The 18,512-nt window shown below is 45.1% G+C and carries 17 protein-coding genes; 1 reads left to right on the forward strand and 16 read right to left on the reverse strand.

Annotated features, from left to right (window positions below):
- Positions 1 to 5 precede the first annotated feature (5 nt).
- From W234_RS14470 to W234_RS0104695, 16 genes are all read right to left on the reverse strand, one after another.
- Positions 6 to 572, reverse strand: coding sequence for an IS630 family transposase (locus W234_RS14470; RefSeq protein ID WP_227501901.1), 567 nt, complete (start codon positions 570 to 572; stop codon positions 6 to 8).
- Positions 499 to 849, reverse strand: a complete 351-nt coding sequence (locus tag W234_RS14755) for an IS630 transposase-related protein (RefSeq protein ID WP_025643618.1) — start codon at positions 847 to 849, stop codon at positions 499 to 501. Before W234_RS14755 ends, W234_RS14470 begins: the two co-directional genes overlap by 74 nt.
- A gap of 53 nt (positions 850 to 902) precedes the next feature.
- Positions 903 to 2,105: an SIR2 family protein gene (locus W234_RS0104625; RefSeq protein WP_051397463.1), complete on the reverse strand. Its 1,203-nt coding sequence runs from the start codon at positions 2,103 to 2,105 to the stop codon at positions 903 to 905.
- 90 nt (positions 2,106 to 2,195) lie between these two features.
- Complete coding sequence (locus W234_RS0104630) at positions 2,196 to 4,823, reverse strand: ABC transporter permease (RefSeq protein ID WP_025645211.1); 2,628 nt, start codon at positions 4,821 to 4,823, stop codon at positions 2,196 to 2,198.
- Positions 4,816 to 5,514 carry an ABC transporter ATP-binding protein gene (locus tag W234_RS0104635; protein WP_025645212.1) on the reverse strand — a complete coding sequence of 233 codons (699 nt, stop codon included), beginning with the start codon at positions 5,512 to 5,514 and terminating at the stop codon, positions 4,816 to 4,818. The genes W234_RS0104630 and W234_RS0104635 overlap by 8 nt, the downstream gene beginning before the upstream one ends.
- Positions 5,515 to 5,577: 63 nt before the next feature.
- A complete protein-coding gene (locus W234_RS0104640; RefSeq protein WP_025645213.1) occupies positions 5,578 to 6,366 on the reverse strand; it encodes an arylesterase in 789 nt (262 codons plus the stop codon).
- A gap of 58 nt (positions 6,367 to 6,424) precedes the next feature.
- Positions 6,425 to 7,681: a CynX/NimT family MFS transporter gene (locus tag W234_RS13675; RefSeq protein ID WP_051397462.1), complete on the reverse strand. Its 1,257-nt coding sequence runs from the start codon at positions 7,679 to 7,681 to the stop codon at positions 6,425 to 6,427.
- A gap of 393 nt (positions 7,682 to 8,074) precedes the next feature.
- The gene (gene nqrM, locus W234_RS0104650; protein ID WP_025645214.1) at positions 8,075 to 8,320 is read right to left on the reverse strand and encodes a (Na+)-NQR maturation NqrM; all 246 of its coding nucleotides are present in this window, start codon (positions 8,318 to 8,320) and stop codon (positions 8,075 to 8,077) included.
- A gap of 133 nt (positions 8,321 to 8,453) precedes the next feature.
- The gene (locus W234_RS0104655) at positions 8,454 to 9,533 is read right to left on the reverse strand and encodes an FAD:protein FMN transferase (protein ID WP_051397464.1); all 1,080 of its coding nucleotides are present in this window, start codon (positions 9,531 to 9,533) and stop codon (positions 8,454 to 8,456) included.
- Positions 9,534 to 9,862: 329 nt separating this feature from the next.
- A complete protein-coding gene (locus tag W234_RS0104660; RefSeq protein ID WP_025645216.1) occupies positions 9,863 to 10,663 on the reverse strand; it encodes an SDR family NAD(P)-dependent oxidoreductase in 801 nt (266 codons plus the stop codon).
- Positions 10,664 to 10,893: 230 nt separating this feature from the next.
- Positions 10,894 to 12,129, reverse strand: a complete 1,236-nt coding sequence (gene nqrF / locus W234_RS0104670; RefSeq protein ID WP_025645218.1) for an NADH:ubiquinone reductase (Na(+)-transporting) subunit F — start codon at positions 12,127 to 12,129, stop codon at positions 10,894 to 10,896.
- 111 nt (positions 12,130 to 12,240) lie between these two features.
- A complete protein-coding gene (nqrE, locus tag W234_RS0104675; protein ID WP_025645220.1) occupies positions 12,241 to 12,849 on the reverse strand; it encodes an NADH:ubiquinone reductase (Na(+)-transporting) subunit E in 609 nt (202 codons plus the stop codon).
- Complete coding sequence (locus tag W234_RS0104680; RefSeq protein WP_025645221.1) at positions 12,849 to 13,520, reverse strand: NADH:ubiquinone reductase (Na(+)-transporting) subunit D; 672 nt, start codon at positions 13,518 to 13,520, stop codon at positions 12,849 to 12,851. Before W234_RS0104680 ends, nqrE begins: the two co-directional genes overlap by 1 nt.
- Position 13,521: 1 nt before the next feature.
- Entirely contained in the window at positions 13,522 to 14,427 is a 906-nt protein-coding gene (locus W234_RS0104685) for a Na(+)-translocating NADH-quinone reductase subunit C (protein WP_025645223.1), read from the reverse strand.
- Positions 14,408 to 15,643, reverse strand: coding sequence for an NADH:ubiquinone reductase (Na(+)-transporting) subunit B (locus W234_RS0104690; protein ID WP_025645225.1), 1,236 nt, complete (start codon positions 15,641 to 15,643; stop codon positions 14,408 to 14,410). The genes W234_RS0104685 and W234_RS0104690 overlap by 20 nt, the downstream gene beginning before the upstream one ends.
- A gap of 5 nt (positions 15,644 to 15,648) precedes the next feature.
- Positions 15,649 to 16,998: a Na(+)-translocating NADH-quinone reductase subunit A gene (locus tag W234_RS0104695; protein WP_025645228.1), complete on the reverse strand. Its 1,350-nt coding sequence runs from the start codon at positions 16,996 to 16,998 to the stop codon at positions 15,649 to 15,651.
- Between the two features lie 723 nt (positions 16,999 to 17,721).
- Between W234_RS0104695 and hisA the strand changes: the two genes are divergently transcribed.
- Positions 17,722 to 18,459: a 1-(5-phosphoribosyl)-5-[(5-phosphoribosylamino)methylideneamino]imidazole-4-carboxamide isomerase gene (gene hisA / locus W234_RS0104700; protein ID WP_025645231.1), complete on the forward strand. Its 738-nt coding sequence runs from the start codon at positions 17,722 to 17,724 to the stop codon at positions 18,457 to 18,459.
- Positions 18,460 to 18,512: the final 53 nt, after the last annotated feature.

An 18,512-nucleotide genomic window follows, 5' to 3' on the forward strand; every position in this document is an offset into this window, starting at 1 on the left:
TATAGTTAAGTCTTTATAAAATCGATACAGCCCATATCATAAAACAGTTTAGGGAGATTATTCTCCATCCACCCTTGGCGCAGAAACTTAGCCTGTGCCCATTTTTTCTCAATAGGGTTCAGATCAGGGCTGTACGGCGGCAGCCAAAGAATACGATGGCCATGTCTGTTTAATAGTTTTTGAATGCGTTTGCTTTTATGAAACCGAGCGTTATCCATGACAATCACGCATTTAGTCTTGAGACTTGGAATTAAAGTGTGTTTGCACCAGTCGTAGAATATGGTGCCATTGATGTTCTGCTCAAAGTAATCAAGCGCAAAAAGCATTTTTTCATAGAGAGCTCCGATGACGTTGGTTCGCTTTTTTGCTTGCCAGTTGTAGCTATCGATACAGGGTGTACCAATCGGTGCATAGCCATGAGAACGAATGGTTTCAGCCTCAAAGCCGCTTTCATCCATATAGACAATGGGGTAGCCTTGCTGCGTAAAGCTATCAAGCTTATTCTGGAATACTGCTCTTTTTATCGGACACGCTTTTGGATGTTCTAAGGTCTTTTTTTTGACTGATACCAAGACGCTTTAAAGCATTAAAGATGCCAGTCTTACTACAGTTCAAGCGACGAGCTCTTTCATAGTTATAATCATCTGGATATGTTTTTACGTCTTCAATCAATGCGTCATCAGGTATTTTAGTTGGTGCTTTATTTCTGGTTGTTTTAGGAGTTAGGTTCTGCTGCCAGCTGTGAATGGTGCTGGTGCTAAGTCCATAAAACAGCGCAGCTTCTCGTATGGTCATGCCATCAGCGATGCTAGAAAGTACCTGTTTGCGATAGTCTATTGAATAAGTCATTGTTTATTTCATTAATTAAGATTGTTATAAATATTGTATCGGTTTTATTTGGATTAGACTATATATGTGGGAGTCGCTTTGACTAACAAAGGTAACGCTCTTACAATCTCGTCACTTGAAAACTGTAAATCATCGAAAATAATGTCTCTAATAAGATCTCGAGCAGAAATACCTTGGATTCCTTTCATCCCAAACTCTGATATAGATGCTACGCCTACACCAGCAACAAAATCTATATCTTTATCCTCAATAGCGTTATCAAAATCAACGTATTTTAATTGTAAGTCTGACTTCTCTCTAGAGTTTACAATATTATAAATCTGCTCTTTGAATATTCTAAGAAAATCAACAGGTATTTTCCTTTCAGCATATTGTAAAGCCCTATAAATCTTACCAAAGTCATCAGTCTTTATGTGCGTGAATGCAAGCCTCCTGTCATTTATTGGCATTTCTATACAAGTCATTCGCTCTTCACTACCATTGGCTCTAGTAACGAATATCATATTTTTCGATAATTTATTAATCTTATCTTCAGAATCAATAACCCTTTCTATTTTTTCAAGAATATCAGTAATATTTTCATCTGAGAGTGAGTATCCAAGGAATATGACAGGTTTCTCAAGAAATATCGAAATAAGTTTCGCTGCTAGATAAGGGTTCTTTTGATTGAAGTCCTTATAGTCATTACTACTCAGTATTAGACTGTTAAAGTCAGTGCAGCTACCGTGAATTTTAAAGATCTCACCAACAGCTTGCGGATGCTTGAAAAGTATATCTGACTGTCCAACATAAGCTTTTAACTTTGGAAAGATTTTCTCAAGTAGTAAATCCCAATTAGTAGTTATGATTCCATCAATAACAACTTTGTCGTTTGTCAGTTCAATGAGTTCAGGGTTTTGAGTTAGACAGTCTTCCATGTCATAGCTTTTTATAAACCTAGCTATTTCATATTTCAAAGGAGTTTCAACTTTATTGAGCCAGTTCTTTGATTCATATACCTCTTTATTACCTTCATTTTCTTCAAACCATTCTTCATAGAAGTCGTTAGCCAAAGCTAAAGCTGCTTTAGGAATATTATCATTTGCCATTCCTAAATATCTTGTAAAAGGCTTTTTTGAAAACTGACTTAGCAAACCTTTCCAATCAGGCATATCTATATATCTTCTTGAAAATCCTGAACCAATAAATAGAAATGGAGCAGAGGGTGATTCAGATAATATCTTCGCTAGCTGGTTCTCAATATCTAGATCTGACATAATAAAGTCTCTAAAAGAATTAAAAAAGGCTCAATCTCTGAGATAGTATAACTACTTGTAAAGAGTATAAACTAAACCTAATGTTAGATCCTAAATCATCGCCCGTACCCGTGCCATAATCCCACGCCCAATCACCAAGCGTACATAAATAATGGCAATGGCAAACAGCAATACGACTAACGCCGCACCGCCAATAGCCAAGCTCGTCCACGGCACACTAAATTGTAGATTAAACCATTGGGTAATTGCAAACCAAGCGCCAACACTCGCGATAGTCATCGCAAACACCGCGGCGCTCACGCCAAGTACGCCAATCTCCAAGATATTTAGCTTATATAAATCAGACTTTTGCATTCCTAATAATCGGAAGGACGCGCTCTCTTGCATGCGATCTTGTGAAGTAGAAAGTAGCGAGCTGATCAGTACCATAATCCCAGTTAATAACGCCAGTAAGGTAAACACATACACTAAGCGGCTCATCTGCTGCACCAGCCCTTGGATTTGCTCAGCGATAGCCGTACCGTCAACCGTAGTAACGGCTGGGAATTCGCGTACCAGCTGTCCTTGCACCTCAGCGATGCTGTCCTCAGGGATATGCGCGGTGGCAAACTGGATTTGCGGGGCGGCGGCTAACAGCTCAGGCTCAAATAAGAAATAAAAGAACGGGCTGGGGCCGCGCTCAAAGCGCGAGCGGATACTGGTAATCTCTCCAGTTATCTCAATACCTTGAATATTAAACACCACTTCATCGCCCATGCTGACGTTTAGCAGACTGGCAGCACTGTTTAAGATAGATAACGGCTGTACTTGTTGCAGTGCGGACTTAGTAGAGTCTTGACCGTCGATAGGGCTATATAGCTCGTTATTAGTGACCGCATCGACGATGTATTCGGTGTCCATAACCGTATCGGCGTAGCTTAAATTGAACACTCGCGTTGGGTCATCCGCCCCTTGAGTGGCTTCGATATCTTCTGCCGCCACGCCGCCAGCGGTGACGATACGCGCGCGAATGACGGGGTAGTAGCTGACCGGTGTGCCAATGATATTATTAATCGCGTCGTGTTGCTCGCTTTGCACATCAAGCAAGAATATATTGGGCGCATCTTCTGGATAAGCATCGACGAACTGGGCGTTGATACTGTGATTTAAAGTAGTAATCAGGGTCAATACTGCGACCGATAGCGACAGCGTGACGAAGAATAGCGCTGATTGATTACCTTTACGTGCCAGGTTATGAATGGCGATACGCTGCATCCAACTGATGTTTTTATTTTTCGCCAAGCGTGATAATAGCCACAGCCAACCGCGAGCCAGAGCCCAAAATATAGCGACAAAGCCAATCAACCCGATAAGCAGTTGCGCTGATAAGCGCCAAGAGCCGACTTCATAAGTGAAGAATAAATACAGACCGATAAACATCAGCCCGTACCAGAGTAGGGGCGTGCGCTGATACCAAGGTTGCTTTCCTGATTGTTGACTTGCGCCTTGATTAAGTAGAGTAGCGGGTTTAGTAGTACTCAGCTCATTAAGGCCGCGCTGGGTAATCACCAAGGTCAATATAATAGCGATAATCAGCGTTTTAATAATGCTAAGCGGACTAATCGCTAAGCCAAGGTCTTCAGGTAATATGGCGGTGAGATAAGGCTGACCGACTTTTAATAGCCCGAGACTAAGCACCACGGAGGCGATACTGGCAATGATGGACATGCCCAATAACAGCCGATAGTAGCTGGCTTTGATTTGACGGGCCGGTTCGCCCATCGCCATACGGATGGCGTTGTTGGCTTGCTGTTTGGTCGCAAAGGCGGTGATAACGCCATACATAGCCACCGCAGATAATAGCAGTACCGCGATGACCAGTAATTTCAAAAACATCAGCACATTGTCAGAGATGCGCGAGACTTGTGTGTCCTCAGAGTCGATATCGGAGAGCCTGATGTTAGGATAGCTGGTTAAGGTTTGCTCTAATTGCTCATTTAATGCGGCTATGGTGTCCTCGTCGCCTGCCATCTCGATACGATAACGCACACGGCTACGCTGACCGAGCAGATTGGTTGCCGCTAAGCCGTCCTCTTGCATCAATACATGCCCACCAAAATCAAAAGCGCTCAAGGGGCGGTCTGGCTCTTTGGTCAGCACATCGCTGATGGTAAATTGCCCATCACCAATAGTAATGCTGTCGCCAACGCTTGCATTTAACCCTTGTAACACCTCTGGCGCGATGACAATGGTGTCCGGCCTTAGCTGTTGCCATAAGGGTTTGCCAGATTCGGTTTGTGTATCGCCATATAAGGGATAAGCAGGGGTGACGCCTTTTATGCGCACCAATAAGGTTTGCTCTTCGGTCACCGCCATGGAGCTAAACTGGTGGTCATAAACGACTTGGGTTTCAGGCAAGCTGCGCACTTGCTCTATTACTTGCGCTGGCCACTCTTGATTGCTCTCCAGCACCAAATCACCACCGACCAGCGCGCGCTGATTATCGGTGATATAGGTATTCACCGCTTGCTGAATCGAGTCAAGTGTGAGGTAAGTGGCAAGCGATAGCGTTAGAGTAATTAAAAATAAAACGGGATACACCCAGCGCCGCCACCAGCTGCGAGTCAGGGCTTTGGTGCCAAGGGTGGAAGCGAAAAGCTGGCTTATTATGTTGTTAGCGGCGTTTGTGTCATCGCTGACATGATGACCAGTTTGATTGTTTTTGGTGACGTTATCCATTGGCGTAAGTTCCGTCTATCAACCCATCATGCATCGTAATCACTCTATCCGCCATCTCAGCAAGTGCTGGGTCATGCGTTACTACCACTAGCGCTGAACCGGTTTGCTGCCGTAAATCTAACAATAATTGCATGACTTGGTCGGCGTTTTGCTCGTCCAAATTACCGGTTGGCTCATCAGCAAAGACAATTTTGGGACGCGACACCAAAGCGCGGGCGACAGCGGTACGCTGCTGCTCACCGCCAGATAATTGATTGGGCAAGCTATCACGCCTATGCCCAAGTCCGACCGCGTCGATGAGTTCATCGACCCGCGCAGGATCAGGACGCCGCGCGATATCTAGCGGAAAAGCGATATTTTCGCGCACGCTCAAGGTCGGCAGTAGATGAAACGACTGAAAGACAAAGCCCATCTCGCGCTGACGAATAGCGGCCAGCTTATCTTCATCAAGCGCACTTAAGGTTTGCTCGCCCAGCTTAACCGAACCGCTATCGGGATAATCGAGCGCTGCCAGCAAACCAAGCAAGGTAGATTTACCTGAGCCGGACTTACCCATAATCACCACAAACTCGCCGGCATCAACATGGATACTGACGTCTTTAATAATCGCTAGCGATTGCTCACCAACTTGCACGGTTTTATTGAGGTTTGCGGCGGTGAGTAGGGGGTTGCTGGTAGGTATGGCGGTCATTGGACAGTCTCGATTAACGTATTTGTGGCTATGGATTCACGACGAATAGTGTAGCAAAAGTTCTTAATCAGTCTCACTTGCTACCATACTCTCAAGCTCCGGCTTAAGCACAGGCAAGATATTATTATTCACAATAATAGTATAGCCTTCCTTAGTTGGATGGATAGCATCTGCTTGGTTTAATTCGCTAACACCGCCCACGCCTTCTAAGAAAAACGGAATCATCGGCACGTCCATATCTTCAGCGATACGCGGATAAATGGCTGAAAAGGACTGCACGTATTCACTCCCTAAATTATCATAAATCTGCATGCCGCCTAAGATCACTTCGCTACCATTGTCTTGCAGATGTTTAACTGCCGTGCGAATATTATCTTCAATCGTTGCTACATCGAGACCGCGAATGGCATCGTTAGCGCCAATGGTTAGAATAGTAATATCAGGTTCAGTCTGGCTCACCCAGTCGAGACGATTAACAAGGCCAGTACTGGTTTCACCGCTAAGCCCAGAATTAACCACATCGACATTCACATAGCCCATTTCTTTTAGTTTAGCTTCTAACTGCGCCGGATAATTACCGTCACGCTCAACGCCTAAGCCTTCAGTTAACGAGTCGCCTAGCGCTAAGATAGTGATAGGCTGCGATATCAGTTGTTGCTCAGTGGTATTGATATTAGTCGCGTCTTCTACATCTAAAGGGCTATCGACCGCCGCTGTTTCGGTAGTTTGTGGCTCTTTAGTTTCGGTTTCTGGTTTGTCTTGGCAACCACTTAGCAGTAAGCCTGAACTTATCATGGCGATCGTTATGAGATAAAGAGGACGCGTAAGTAGGCTGGTTTTTTTATTCTTCATAACGGTCATATCCTTTAATCAATCGAATAAGTTTAGCAAATGGTGCGTTGATGTTGGCTTAAGCTTTTTGACCATCGACCATGACCGGACGACTGACCAACCACGCAAGCCCAACGTTGATAATCATTAATATCAGTATCAATAATAAAGGCAAGTCCCAACTATCTGTCGCTTCATGGAGCCAACCAGTGCCGAGGGGGCCAAAAAAAGCAACCAAGTAACCGACGAACTGCGCCATACCGGACAGCTCGCTTGATTGATTGGTGGTATAAGTGCGCAAAGAGAACAGCATCATACTCAAAGTGAAAATCGCTGAACAGCCGGCACCCATAAAGCCTGACCATAGCCATGCCAAATCGGTAGAGGCATAACTCAAGCCTAAGATACCAATGACGTTGAAACTAGCAGCAGTGATAGCGAGCGCTTGAATAGGGCGACCACGGTTGATAAGCCAAGTAACAATCAAGATAGCGAGCGGAGCCATAAACTGAAACACCGCTCCCATTTGACCTGCATTCACAGCACTCATACCTTTACTAACCAAGATAGAAGGTAAAAAGCTAGCAACGGTATAATATAGCAAAGACTGAATACCCATAAACATAGCAATTTGCCAGCCAAAAGCAGAGCGCCAAATGGATATCTTAGCTGAGGTAGTGGCAGAGGTAGGTATAGGTTGATGATTAGAGGAGCCTAAACGAATACGCAAAAATATCCAAAGAATAAGCGCAAAAACACCAAAAATAGACCAGCCCCCTATAGCCCATTGCCAGCCGACCCACTCAGATAAGGGCAATACTACCCCCGCAACTATACCCGCACCGATTGTCATAGTCAGACTAAATAGGCCAGTCACTAATGGAATATTTTTCGGCGTGCGCTGTTTGATAATAGGAGCGGCCAAAGTATTAGCAAAGCCTATGGCTAAAGTGAGCATGACCGTACCAGTCAAAAACCCAAGCCAAGTGGGCACCACCGAGCGCAGTACCATCCCAAAGGTGAGCAGTGCCACCATGACGATCAGCGTATTTTCAAGGCCAAAACGCTTACCAATAGAAGGCGCAATCAACGCCCCAATGGCAAAGGCCAACATCGGTACTGCGCCAAGCCAACCGATCTCGGTCTCAGAGATACCCAGCGCGTCTTGTACCACAGGCGCGATAGAACCTAGCGCTACAATAGGCGCGCGCATATTAGTGGCTAGCAAAATCATCGCAAATAGCACTAACCAAAAAGTAAACTTTGAGGAAGGTGTCTTGATCATGCTTGACTTATTTGCAGATGAATTCGAGAGTAAATCGTTAGAGGTAGACATAGCGGCACGACTATAAAATTAGGAAAAACAAAAGGTTATGGCTAAAGGTTGACAAAATAGCACTGTTAGAATAACCTCAAAAAATTCCACCAAGACGGTGGTTAAGAAAATGCGTTGATGGTTAGGTAGAACGAATAAGAATTGATGTAAGCAATGAACTAATCGAATAATGAAAATATTTTAACAAAACTTCGTTGGTTAATTATCTTAGTGAGCTATCCTAAAAAGATAAACCATACCCAATAAAAAAGTGCTAAGCATCTTAAAAATACTTAACACTAGTATAAGAGTAGAGAGGGCAAAGTACTACCAGCGTATGGTAACTAACCGCTAGAAACGCTAGAGCGTCAATTTAACAAGTAACTAAAAACTACAAACGGTCACAAGACAAACTTAAACCGACTTACCCAATTGAGCGGCTTTTAAGGCAGTGTCTTGCTGCTCTGCTACGACTGAGTCACACTTATTAGGATCGTCACCGCAAAACGAGCATCTCTCATCACCCATCAAATTGGCGACACCGCCACACGAGCCTTTAAGCGGCTGCTTTTTGAACATATAGCCGATACCCATGAGCAAAAAGAACAGCACAAAGACGGTAAAAGTAATGGCAAGTATTGGTAGGAGTTGGCTAAGCATAGCGTGACCTCACATTTATTTTTCGATATTTTATTAATGACATTGATGTTTAGTATTATAGCAGATTTCGGTCTTGCTCGCTGGTACAAGTGTTTTATTATCAATACTTTACTAGCATAGCCGCTAAGAGCGGTTAAGAGGGTTTATCTGCTCGCAGTGCTTGCATAGCCGAGGTCTCAACGATCTGCCAGTCCTCTACACTCTCAGCGTCAATATTACTATTATCGATTAATATCACAAACATTGCTGCTATATCTTGCTGTTCAGCAGTAGCCAGTGCTTGCTCATACGGCATGGCGGTCAGCGCCGTGGCCCAAGCATCAGCAAGCCCTACCGACTCTGCCGCTACCGTCACGGAAGGGGCGCCGCCTATGATAGGTTCACCAGTAGTCGGATCTATGGTATGGCTATAGCGTTTATTATCAAAAATAACAGAGTTTCGATAATTGCCAGAAGTAGCTAAATGCATCTTATTACCCATCGATTTGGGTTGACGAATAGCGGCGATGGTTTGACGCTCAGTCACCGTACTGCCTTCTATTGGCGCGTCGATAGCGATTTGCCAAGGCTGAGTTTGTGCGTTGACCCCAGATGAGGCCACTTCTCCGCCAATCTCGACCATATAATTACGAATCTGATAGTCTTGTCTTAGCACATCAGCGATGACATCAACACCGTAGCCCTTTGCTACAGCTGAGAAGTCTAAGCCTACGCCATCTTTGGTTTTATAAAGGCTATCGCCTTCTTGTACCACGCTTTTGAAGTCGACTAAGGCTTTAGCCTGCGCAATCTCAACCTGACTTGGTGGGCTTTGTAAGCGCTCAACCGTCATCGTACTGCCAAAACCCCAAGTATCAATCAAGGGCATCACTGTCGGATCAAAAGCGCCGCCAGATTGCTCATAAACCTGTCTTGACGTCTCTAAAACATGACTAAAGTCTGCATCGATAGTGATAGGCGTATTAGCAGTTAAACGATTGAACTTTGATATAGTGGAGTCGTCTATATAAGTCGACATACTGTCGTTGATCTGCTGTAGTCTCTCATCGATAGAAGCTTGAATAGCGGCCTCATTAGTACCATCTGGGAGCTGATAGCTAATATGGTAGCTAGTACCCATAGTCTCACCGCTTAAAGTATTAAAGTCTGCAGTTGGCTGCTGGCAAGCACTCAGAGCCAAAAGGCAAGAGGTACTAACTGAGGTTAAGCCCATCATGCGGGTTAATTTAGAGGAGTTTTGCGATAAATTTGTCATAGTCATGTTGTTGCGGTGATAAAAGTAATAGACATAAAATTAGGGGCGTGAATAGCTTTTATCTATTCTACACCCCTAATGGTTTTTAATCATGGCAATAGGCCAAAATCTGGTTAATCTTATAAAAGCATTCTATAGCCGCTTCACTTTAAAAACGATATAGTGCTACTAGGATAAATTTTGCGCAGCCTTTGGAGTGCGAAGCGCACAGCAAGCAAGGAAAAGTTGTATCAGTAGCACGACGTTATTAACGTATCGATTTCATTTCGTATTGGCTATCGATCAAGCTACCTAACTTGCGACTGCCGAATCAGCTTATAAAGCTTAGGCGGTGATAAGCGATTGACTCTAGTCGCCATTCTTTCTTGGCGCCCGCCAACGATGATATATTCTTCACCTTTGCTAAGTGCTTTAACCACTTGCTTAGCAAATTCGGACGCAGTGAGTCCTTTGCTTGTCGCCTCATCCATCGTACCTAGAGTGCTACCGTCCCCTGTCAAAGCGTTAATCGAGACATTGGTTTGAATAAAACCTGGGAATATCGTAGCGACCTCAATGCCTTGATCGTAGAGCTCAGCGCGCAGGCTGTTGGCCCATAGATGAATAGCGGCTTTGGCTGCACTATAAGCGCCACGATATTGAGTACCTATCAGTCCTGCGATACTAGATATCATCACAATTTTACCGCCGCCTTGCTCGAGCATGGCAGGCAGTACCAGACGCGTCAGCCGCGTTTGCGCAAAGTAATCGAGCTCCATAATTTGGCGCTCTACGTCTTCCGAGGTTTCCATAATCAATGAGCGCTGGGAGACCCCAGCATTATTAATGAGCCAGTCGATTTTACCCGCTTTATTGATAGCGCTCTTATAAGCCGCTTGAGTCTGCTCGCTATCACTGATATCAAAAGGTACGATATGATGATTTTTAGACTTTTTGCACTGCTCTTTGACCGCTTCTAACTTGTCCTCATTACGACCACTCAAGATAATAGTCGCGCCTTTTTTGGCAAAAGCAATCGCTAGCGCCTCACCTAAACCACTCGACGCCCCAGTGATCCAAATCGTTAGGTCTTTAAATTTCGTTTTCATAAGCGTCCTTACTTAGTAAAAATAACCATGTCAAAAAGTATCTATGTCAAAAGTAACTATTTCAAAACTATCCATGGCAAAAATATCAATATGAATTATCAATACTATAAAAAAGTCGCACTCAGATTGCTACTCGAATTTGTAAAATGAGAAAAGCCCGCCTTTAAATATCAGCCAAAAAAAAGAGTCTCAATTGAGACTCTAATTTTAACCACTATATTAAGACTACATTAACCACCAAAGTCATCAAGCATGATGTTTTCATCTTCGACACCGAGGCTATGCAGCATATCGATGACAGCAGCGTTCATCATCGGTGGCCCACACATGTAGTATTCACAGTCTTCTGGGTTTGGATGGTCTTTTAGGTAATTTTCAAGTAGCACATTATGGATAAAGCCGGTCGGACCATCCCAGTTATCTTCTGGTAATGGATCAGATAGCGCCACATGCCACTCAAAGTTATCGAACTCTTCTTCGAGCTGATCGTAGTCTTCGACATAGAACATTTCACGAATCGAGCGCGCACCGTACCAAAAGCTAATCTTACGATCAGAATTGAGGCGCTTTAGTTGATCAAAGATGTGCGAGCGCATCGGTGCCATACCCGCACCGCCCCCGACGAAGATCATCTCAGCATCGGTATCTTTGGCAAAGAACTCACCATACGGGCCTGATACCGTCACCTTATCACCAGGTTTTAGGCTAAATACCCAAGACGACATCTTGCCCGGCGGGATACCTTCAGGACCACGCGGCGGTGGACTGGCGATACGGATGTTAAACTTAATGATGCCTTTTTCTTCTGGGTAGTTGGCCATTGAGTACGCACGAATAACAGGCTCATCGACTTTTGAGACGTATTTAAAGACGCCGAACTTTTCCCAGTCTTCACGGTACTCTTCGCCGATATCAAAGTCTTTGTAGTGCACTTCATGCGGCGGCGCTTCTAACTGCACATAACCACCGGCGCGGAAGTTTACCTCTTCACCTTCTGGAATCTTTAGTACTAGCTCTTTAATAAAGGTTGCGACGTTGTCGTTAGAGATGACTTCACATTCCCACTTTTGGACATCGAAGAATTCAGGATCAATCTCAATCTCCATATCTTGCTTGACCGCTACCTGACAGGCTAGGCGCATATGATTGCGAATCTCACCTTGAGTGAAGTAGCCTTCTTCGGTCGGCAAAATAGAGCCGCCGCCTTCGATCACTCGGCAACGACACTGAGCGCAAGTACCACCGCCGCCGCAAGCTGATGATAAAAATATACCTTCGCTTGCAAGCGTCTGTAGCAGTTTGCCACCGGCAGGGGTGACAACATCATTATCAGGATTTTCATTAATGCGAATGGTAACGTCCCCTGAGCTGACCAGTCTTGAGCGCGCCGCTAAAATAATAGCGACAAGGCTCATGATGATCACAGTGAACATAGCAACGCCACCAATCGCCGTAGCATAATCCATGGTAGGTATCCTTAATTTATGGGGTAGGGGATAAGAGCTGACTGTAGTGGCTCTCTAGCCCCTTCCAAATAAATGAGTTAAATGGTTCAATAAGCTAATAGTGCTCAGTGCCTAAATTGACATACCGCCGAACGACATAAAGCCAAGCGACATCAAACCGACAGTAATAAAGGTGATGCCCAAGCCTTGTAGCGGTCCTGGAATGTCTGAATATTTGAGCTTTTCACGGATACCCGCCAAAGCGACAATAGCGACTGCCCAACCAAAACCAGCACCAACGCCGTAGACGACAGATTCGCTAAAGTTATAATCACGCTCGACCATAAATAGTACGCCGCCAAGGATGGCGCAGTTAACCGTAATCAGCGGTAAGAATACCCCTAGAGCGTTATAAAGCGCCGGCACAAACTTATCTAAGAACATCTCTAGAATCTGAACCGTCGCTGCGATTAAGCCGATATAGCTAAGCAGACCTAAGAAGCTAAGATTGATATCAGGAAAGCCCGCCCAAGCCAAAGCGCCACTCTTTAGTATGAACTGAAAAAGTAGGTTATTCAGCGGTACGGTAATCGCCATAACGACGATGACGGCAACCCCAAGGCCAATAGCTGTTGAGACTTTCTTTGATACTGCTAAGAAAGTACACATACCTAAGAAATAGGCCAGCGCCATATTCTCAATAAAGACTGAGGTTATAAATAAGCTAACATAATGTCCCATTAGTGACCGCCTCCATGTGCCATGCCTTTAGATTGCGGCTTCATTACAAAGTCAGCTTCTTCAATTTGTTCTGGCTTCCAAAAACGTACAATGGCAATAAACAAGCCGATGATAAAGAAGGCTGAAGGGGGCAGTAATAATAGACCGTTAGGTAAGTACCAACCGCCGTCAGTCACTGGTTGCAATATAGTGATACCGAACCAAGTACCTGAGCCTAATAGCTCACGAATCGTCGCGACGAATAAGAGTACTGCCGAATAACCAAGACCATTACCGACACCATCTAAAAAACTAGGAATCGGTGGATTGCTCATCGCAAACGCTTCGGCGCGGCCCATCACGATACAGTTAGTGATAATCAAACCAACGAATACCGAAAGTCCTTTACTCACGTCATAAGCGACGGCTTTTAGCACCTGATCGACTATGATAACTAGTGAGGCAATAATTGTCATCTGTACGATAATACGAATACTAGACGGGATTTTTTTGCGAATAATCGAGATAAAAAAGCTCGAAAACGCAGTGACTAAGGTCAATGCGACACACATGACCATCGCATTGGACATGCTGGTCGTCACGGCGAGTGCCGAACAGATACCTAATATTTGTAAACCAATAGGGTTATTGTCAAAAATAGGCGTAGTTAAAATGCTTTTGGTGTCAGCCATGTTATGCCTCCTTGCCAGTTGCTAATGGTAGAGCCGCTGCCAGTTCAGTTGTTGGCTTGGCTTGCTCAAGGTTTGCTTGGCTAGCTTGGGCGTCAGCATTATCGATAGTGGCACCGCTTTCTTCGCGTAGCGCATCTAGATAAGGTTTATAGCCTTGCTCGCTAAGCCAAAACTGAATCATGTTACTCACGCCGCGACCAGTCAAAGTCGCACCACTAATACCGTCGACCCAGTTCTCTTTTGGATTACCGGCTTTGGTAACACCAGTCGCAACCTCGCCATTTTCATCATAAGAATGAATACCGCTCCACTGCGCACGCCACTCAGGCTCTTCAATACGAGCGCCAAGTCCTGGAGTTTCTTTATGCTCATAAAAGCTGATACCTTTAATGGTATTCATATCGCTCTCAAGCGTTAAGAAGCCATAAATCGTACCCCATAGACCATAACCTTGAATCGGTAGTACAACCATTTCTGGATTACCGGCGTCGTCATTTTTGACGTAGACTTTGGCGTACTTAGGGACACGGCCGATGCCAGCAGGATCATTAGCGCCCAAATCATTACTGAGTGCTTGGTTCTTGGTCGCTTGACTTGCGTCATAGTTGTTACGATCAGGGATGCCAACTTCGACAAGCTGTTCGTCATCTAAATAGTTACCGGCTTGCAGATCAACGATTTTGACATCGAAGTCTTCAAAGCGATTAGCGACATCTTCGGCAGTATCTTGCTCGGCATCATACATGCCCGCCGCGACTAAGATGTTTTTGTTACGATCTAGGCGCGCGTTTTCGATTTGCGCGGGTTTGAGCCCGACCGCGACTGCTGAGACTAAGACTGAGCAGACTAAGCATAGCGTTAACGCGACGCTAACAGTTTTTGCATTATTACTTTTGGGCTTGGACATAACGAACCCTCCGTGCAGTTTGACGCTTGATATTGGCTTGCGTGACAAAGTAGTCAAACAAAGGCGCAAATAAGTTAGCAAATAAGATGGCAAGCATGATGCCTTCTGGGAAGGCTGGGTTGATGACACGAATCAGAACGGTCATAAAGCCGATCAAAATACCGTAAGCCCAGCGGCCTTTATTGGTATGTGCAGCTGAGACCGGATCGGTTGCCATAAACACCGCACCAAAAGCGAAGCCACCAATGACTAGATGCCAATAAAAAGGCATACTCATCATCAGGTTATCTTCAGAGCCGATTAGATTAAAGACGAGGGAAGTGGCGATAAGACCAACCACACAGCCTGCCATAATACGCCATGAAGCGATACGCGCCCACAGCAGCACCACTGCACCCAACAAAATAGCTAAGGTTGAGACTTCACCGACACTACCTTGGATATTACCAAAGAACGCATCACTCCAAGTGATAGCGCGGCCATAGACATCAACGAACTGATCGGGCGTGACGCCAAGGGCGGCTAGACCTAGCGGTGTTGCGCCAGAAAAGCCGTCAACCGCTGTCCATACCGAATCGCCCGACATATAAGCAGGATATGCAAAGTATAAGAAAGCACGGCCTGATAGCGCTGGGTTTAAGAAGTTTTTACCCGTACCACCGAAGACTTCTTTTGCTACGACAACACCGAAGATAATACCTAAGGCCACTTGCCATAAAGGAATATCGGGCGGCATGATAAGCGCGTACAGTACTGAGGTGACAAAGAAGCCCTCATTGACTTCGTGCCCACGGACTACTGCAAACAGTATCTCACAGGCAATACCAACCACGAAGGTGACGAGATAGATGGGCAAGAACTGCATAGCCCCGTAGACGAAGCTGGCCCAAATACTATTGGGGTCATAGCCTACCATACTAGTGATCACCGTGCGCCAGCCCTCAGGCTCAAGTCCGAGCTGAGAGATAGCGGTCAAAGCTTGATGACCGACGTTGTACATCCCAAAGAACATCGCTGGGAAGGTACAGAGCCAAACGGTAATCATAATACGTTTTAGATCGATACCATCACGCACGTGCGATGAGGTGAAAGTTGTTGTACCAGGTTGACGAAAAAACGTATCGAACATCTCAAAGATGGCGTAGTACTTCTCGTGTTTGCCACCCTTAGTGAAGGACGGCTCCATACGATCGAACATATTGTGTAAAAATTTCATCGTGGTTAGCCCTCCAGCTCAATGCGCGTTAGGTTATCACGCAAGATATCGCTGTATTCATATTTACCAGGAGAGACGAAGGTGCACAAAGCTACATCCTCTTCGTCCAGTTCGAGTACGCCCAAATCAACCGCAGAGATGATATCTTCGACAATCAAAGCGCGCAGTAATTGCGTAGGTAGATAATCTTGGGGCATGACCTCTTCATAGATACCGATCGGCACCATCGCCCGCGGCGAGCCATTGGTAGAGGTGGTAAAGTTAAACTTTTTCTTAAAAAACTGCGAGATATAAATCGGCAGCTTTGAGAAACGGTTTGCACCTGGGCTAAAGAAGTGAAAAGCAGGGCGCTCATAGCCTTCAGGTAAAGAGCTGACTTGATCATGGAAGCGGCCAAGATAAGCGACATTAGCAAACAGCTTACGGCCAGAGAGCACTGAGCCTGAGATGATACGGTTATCACCTGCAATCAGCTGCCCTTTCGTCAACGCCATCAGATCCGCGCCGCGCTCGGTTGCGATAAGATGCGGATTGGTTACTGCTGGACCGGCTAGACTCACTAAACGGCGCGTATATAAGCGGCCAGTGGTAAATAATTTACCCAAGGCTATGACGTCTTGAAAGCCGATCGTCCAGACGCTAACACCGCGCATGATAGGATGCAAAAAGTGAATATGCGTACCCGCCAGACCTGCCGGATGCTTACCTGCAAAGCTATGATATTCAGTGACGTTATCACTAGCAGTTTTGGCTACTTTTGGTAAGCTTGCCTCGGCATGATGACAGACAAAGGTCTTAGGACTCAAAGTTGACAGTACCGCTAAGCCATCATTGAATGCTTGCAGCTCTTCATTGATCAAAAGCATAGGGTCAAAAGCTAGTGGATTGGTATCCATAGCAGTGACAAAGATAGCATGCGGACGCGCGCCAAGCTCAGGGGCTCGGCTATAAGGGCGGGTACGAAACGCCGTCCATTCACCAGAAGCAAACAGCTGTTTTTCAACGATTTCGGAGTCAAGATCGGCCAGTTGTTCAGAGTCGTAACGGTCAAACTCTACTTCCTCACCATTGGGGTCAACGGCAATCACCAGACTTTCGAACACTCGGCGTTCACCGCGATTGACGGCGACAACTTTACCAGCAGCAGGGGCAGTATAAATGACGCCAACGCGTTTTTTGTCTTCAAAAACGGGCTGGCCTTTAGCGACAATGTCACCTTCTTTGACGTTCATAGTAGGCTTCATGCCCACATAGTCATAACCAATCAGTGCCACATGTGCAGGTCTGTGCTCAGTTATCTCGCGAGAGGGTTCGCCGGTGATGGGCAAATCCAAACCTTTTTTGATGGTAATCATAAGCGAAAACTTAGTCCATAGTCTAAAACGATACCAGACGTCCTGTATGGTATAACGGTAGTATAAATAAGCACTACTCAGCAAAGCGTCCACCTGCCAAGGTTATGGCAAAACGGCTCAATGCTTTATCAGTTATGCTCGATTATTCCTACTATCAAGAGTATCAACGCTGACCTTAGACTCCTTAACAACACGTTAATATCTTATTCGACTTACCAAAGTGGCGACTGGCTACCAAGATGCATGCTAAGAGTATTAGCTTCAATCCGCCTGTATAAAATAGGAATTGAATAAATAGTCTTTCCATACCTTTTATTAAAATCTTGAAACGAGCAATGCTCGTATTATGTTATTCAATAACTTCCTGAGGATCACTTACCAATCAAAAAATCGACTCAGTAAACGTTTTGTTGACTAAGTCTGTAAAATGATAGGTAGGGAGATACACATAGGACGATTTTGAATAGAAACAAATACAAATTTACCTAGGATTATACGCTAAATTGACCTAAAATTGCCAGTTAGTAATTGAATTTACTTAATATTGTGGGTGCTCTAAGACTAGGAAACTTCTAGTTATCATTTACTTACCTCTCAGTCCGTTTTACTACCTTAAGAGAAGGTGAGTCCTTCATTATGCTTTTATCTCTTTTATTAGATAAAAGCGACCGTTTTTAAGCTAGACTTGCTAACCTTGTTCAAATTTTATATTAGGAGTGTGTTATGTGTGCTGCGCCAGTGATTATTCCTGCTATTGATCTTAAAGATGGCAAATGTGTCCGCCTAAAACAGGGTCGTATGGAAGACGATACGGTGTTCTCTGACGATCCTGTTGCTATGGCAACGCGCTGGGTAGAAGAAGGCGCGCGTCGTTTACATTTAGTCGATCTAAATGGTGCTTTTGATGGCGTCCCTGTGCACAAGCGTGTGGTTGAAGACATCGCCAAAGCTTATCCAAAGCTGCCGATACAACTAGGCGGCGGTGTGCGCACCTTGAATACGATTGAACAATATATCAGTGCTGGTCTGACTTATATCATTATCGGTACTAAGGCAGTCGAAGATCCAAGCTTTGTGAGCGAGGCTTGCCGCGAGTTTGCCGGTCATATCATCGTCGGCATAGATGCCAAAGACGGCATGGTCGCTACTCACGGCTGGGCCAATGTCACTGATACCAAGGCCACTGAGCTTGCCAAGCGCTTCGCTGATGTTGGTGTATCCTCTATCGTCTATACCGATATCGCCCGTGATGGCATGATGCAAGGTGTCAACGTTGAGCAGACGGTCAATCTAGCTCGCGAAGGCGGCATTCCGGTTATTGCTTCAGGCGGCGTCACCGATATGAAGGATATCGAGCTACTTAAACCTTATGGCGATTGTTTAGAAGGTATCATTACTGGCCGCGCTATTTATGAAGGCTCACTAGATTTTGGCGCCGCTCAGCGTTATTTAGACCAGTAAAGATGCATTGCACGTAAGAGCTTTGAGCTAATAAGACTGAATTTTCTCAAGGA

Origin of the sequence: Psychrobacter sp. TB15 (genome assembly GCF_000511655.1) — a bacterium.
GTDB classification, from domain to species: domain Bacteria; phylum Pseudomonadota; class Gammaproteobacteria; order Pseudomonadales; family Moraxellaceae; genus Psychrobacter; species Psychrobacter submarinus.

Excerpts from the sequence above, each read along its gene's own strand:
- W234_RS14755 (WP_025643618.1), bottom strand. The coding sequence starts at position 849 with ATGACTTATTCAATAGACTATCGCAAACAGGTACTTTCTAGCATCGCT.
- W234_RS0104625 (WP_051397463.1), bottom strand. The coding sequence starts at position 2,105 with ATGTCAGATCTAGATATTGAGAACCAGCTAGCGAAGATATTATCTGAA.
- W234_RS0104630 (WP_025645211.1), bottom strand. The coding sequence starts at position 4,823 with ATGGATAACGTCACCAAAAACAATCAAACTGGTCATCATGTCAGCGAT.
- W234_RS0104635 (WP_025645212.1), bottom strand. The coding sequence starts at position 5,514 with ATGACCGCCATACCTACCAGCAACCCCCTACTCACCGCCGCAAACCTC.
- W234_RS0104640 (WP_025645213.1), bottom strand. The coding sequence starts at position 6,366 with ATGAAGAATAAAAAAACCAGCCTACTTACGCGTCCTCTTTATCTCATA.
- W234_RS13675 (WP_051397462.1), bottom strand. The coding sequence starts at position 7,681 with ATGTCTACCTCTAACGATTTACTCTCGAATTCATCTGCAAATAAGTCA.
- nqrM (WP_025645214.1), bottom strand. The coding sequence starts at position 8,320 with ATGCTTAGCCAACTCCTACCAATACTTGCCATTACTTTTACCGTCTTT.
- W234_RS0104655 (WP_051397464.1), bottom strand. The coding sequence starts at position 9,533 with ATGGGCTTAACCTCAGTTAGTACCTCTTGCCTTTTGGCTCTGAGTGCT.
- W234_RS0104660 (WP_025645216.1), bottom strand. The coding sequence starts at position 10,663 with ATGAAAACGAAATTTAAAGACCTAACGATTTGGATCACTGGGGCGTCG.
- nqrF (WP_025645218.1), bottom strand. The coding sequence starts at position 12,129 with ATGGATTATGCTACGGCGATTGGTGGCGTTGCTATGTTCACTGTGATC.
- nqrE (WP_025645220.1), bottom strand. The coding sequence starts at position 12,849 with ATGGGACATTATGTTAGCTTATTTATAACCTCAGTCTTTATTGAGAAT.
- W234_RS0104680 (WP_025645221.1), bottom strand. The coding sequence starts at position 13,520 with ATGGCTGACACCAAAAGCATTTTAACTACGCCTATTTTTGACAATAAC.
- W234_RS0104685 (WP_025645223.1), bottom strand. The coding sequence starts at position 14,427 with ATGTCCAAGCCCAAAAGTAATAATGCAAAAACTGTTAGCGTCGCGTTA.
- W234_RS0104690 (WP_025645225.1), bottom strand. The coding sequence starts at position 15,643 with ATGAAATTTTTACACAATATGTTCGATCGTATGGAGCCGTCCTTCACT.
- W234_RS0104695 (WP_025645228.1), bottom strand. The coding sequence starts at position 16,998 with ATGATTACCATCAAAAAAGGTTTGGATTTGCCCATCACCGGCGAACCC.
- hisA (WP_025645231.1), top strand. The coding sequence starts at position 17,722 with ATGTGTGCTGCGCCAGTGATTATTCCTGCTATTGATCTTAAAGATGGC.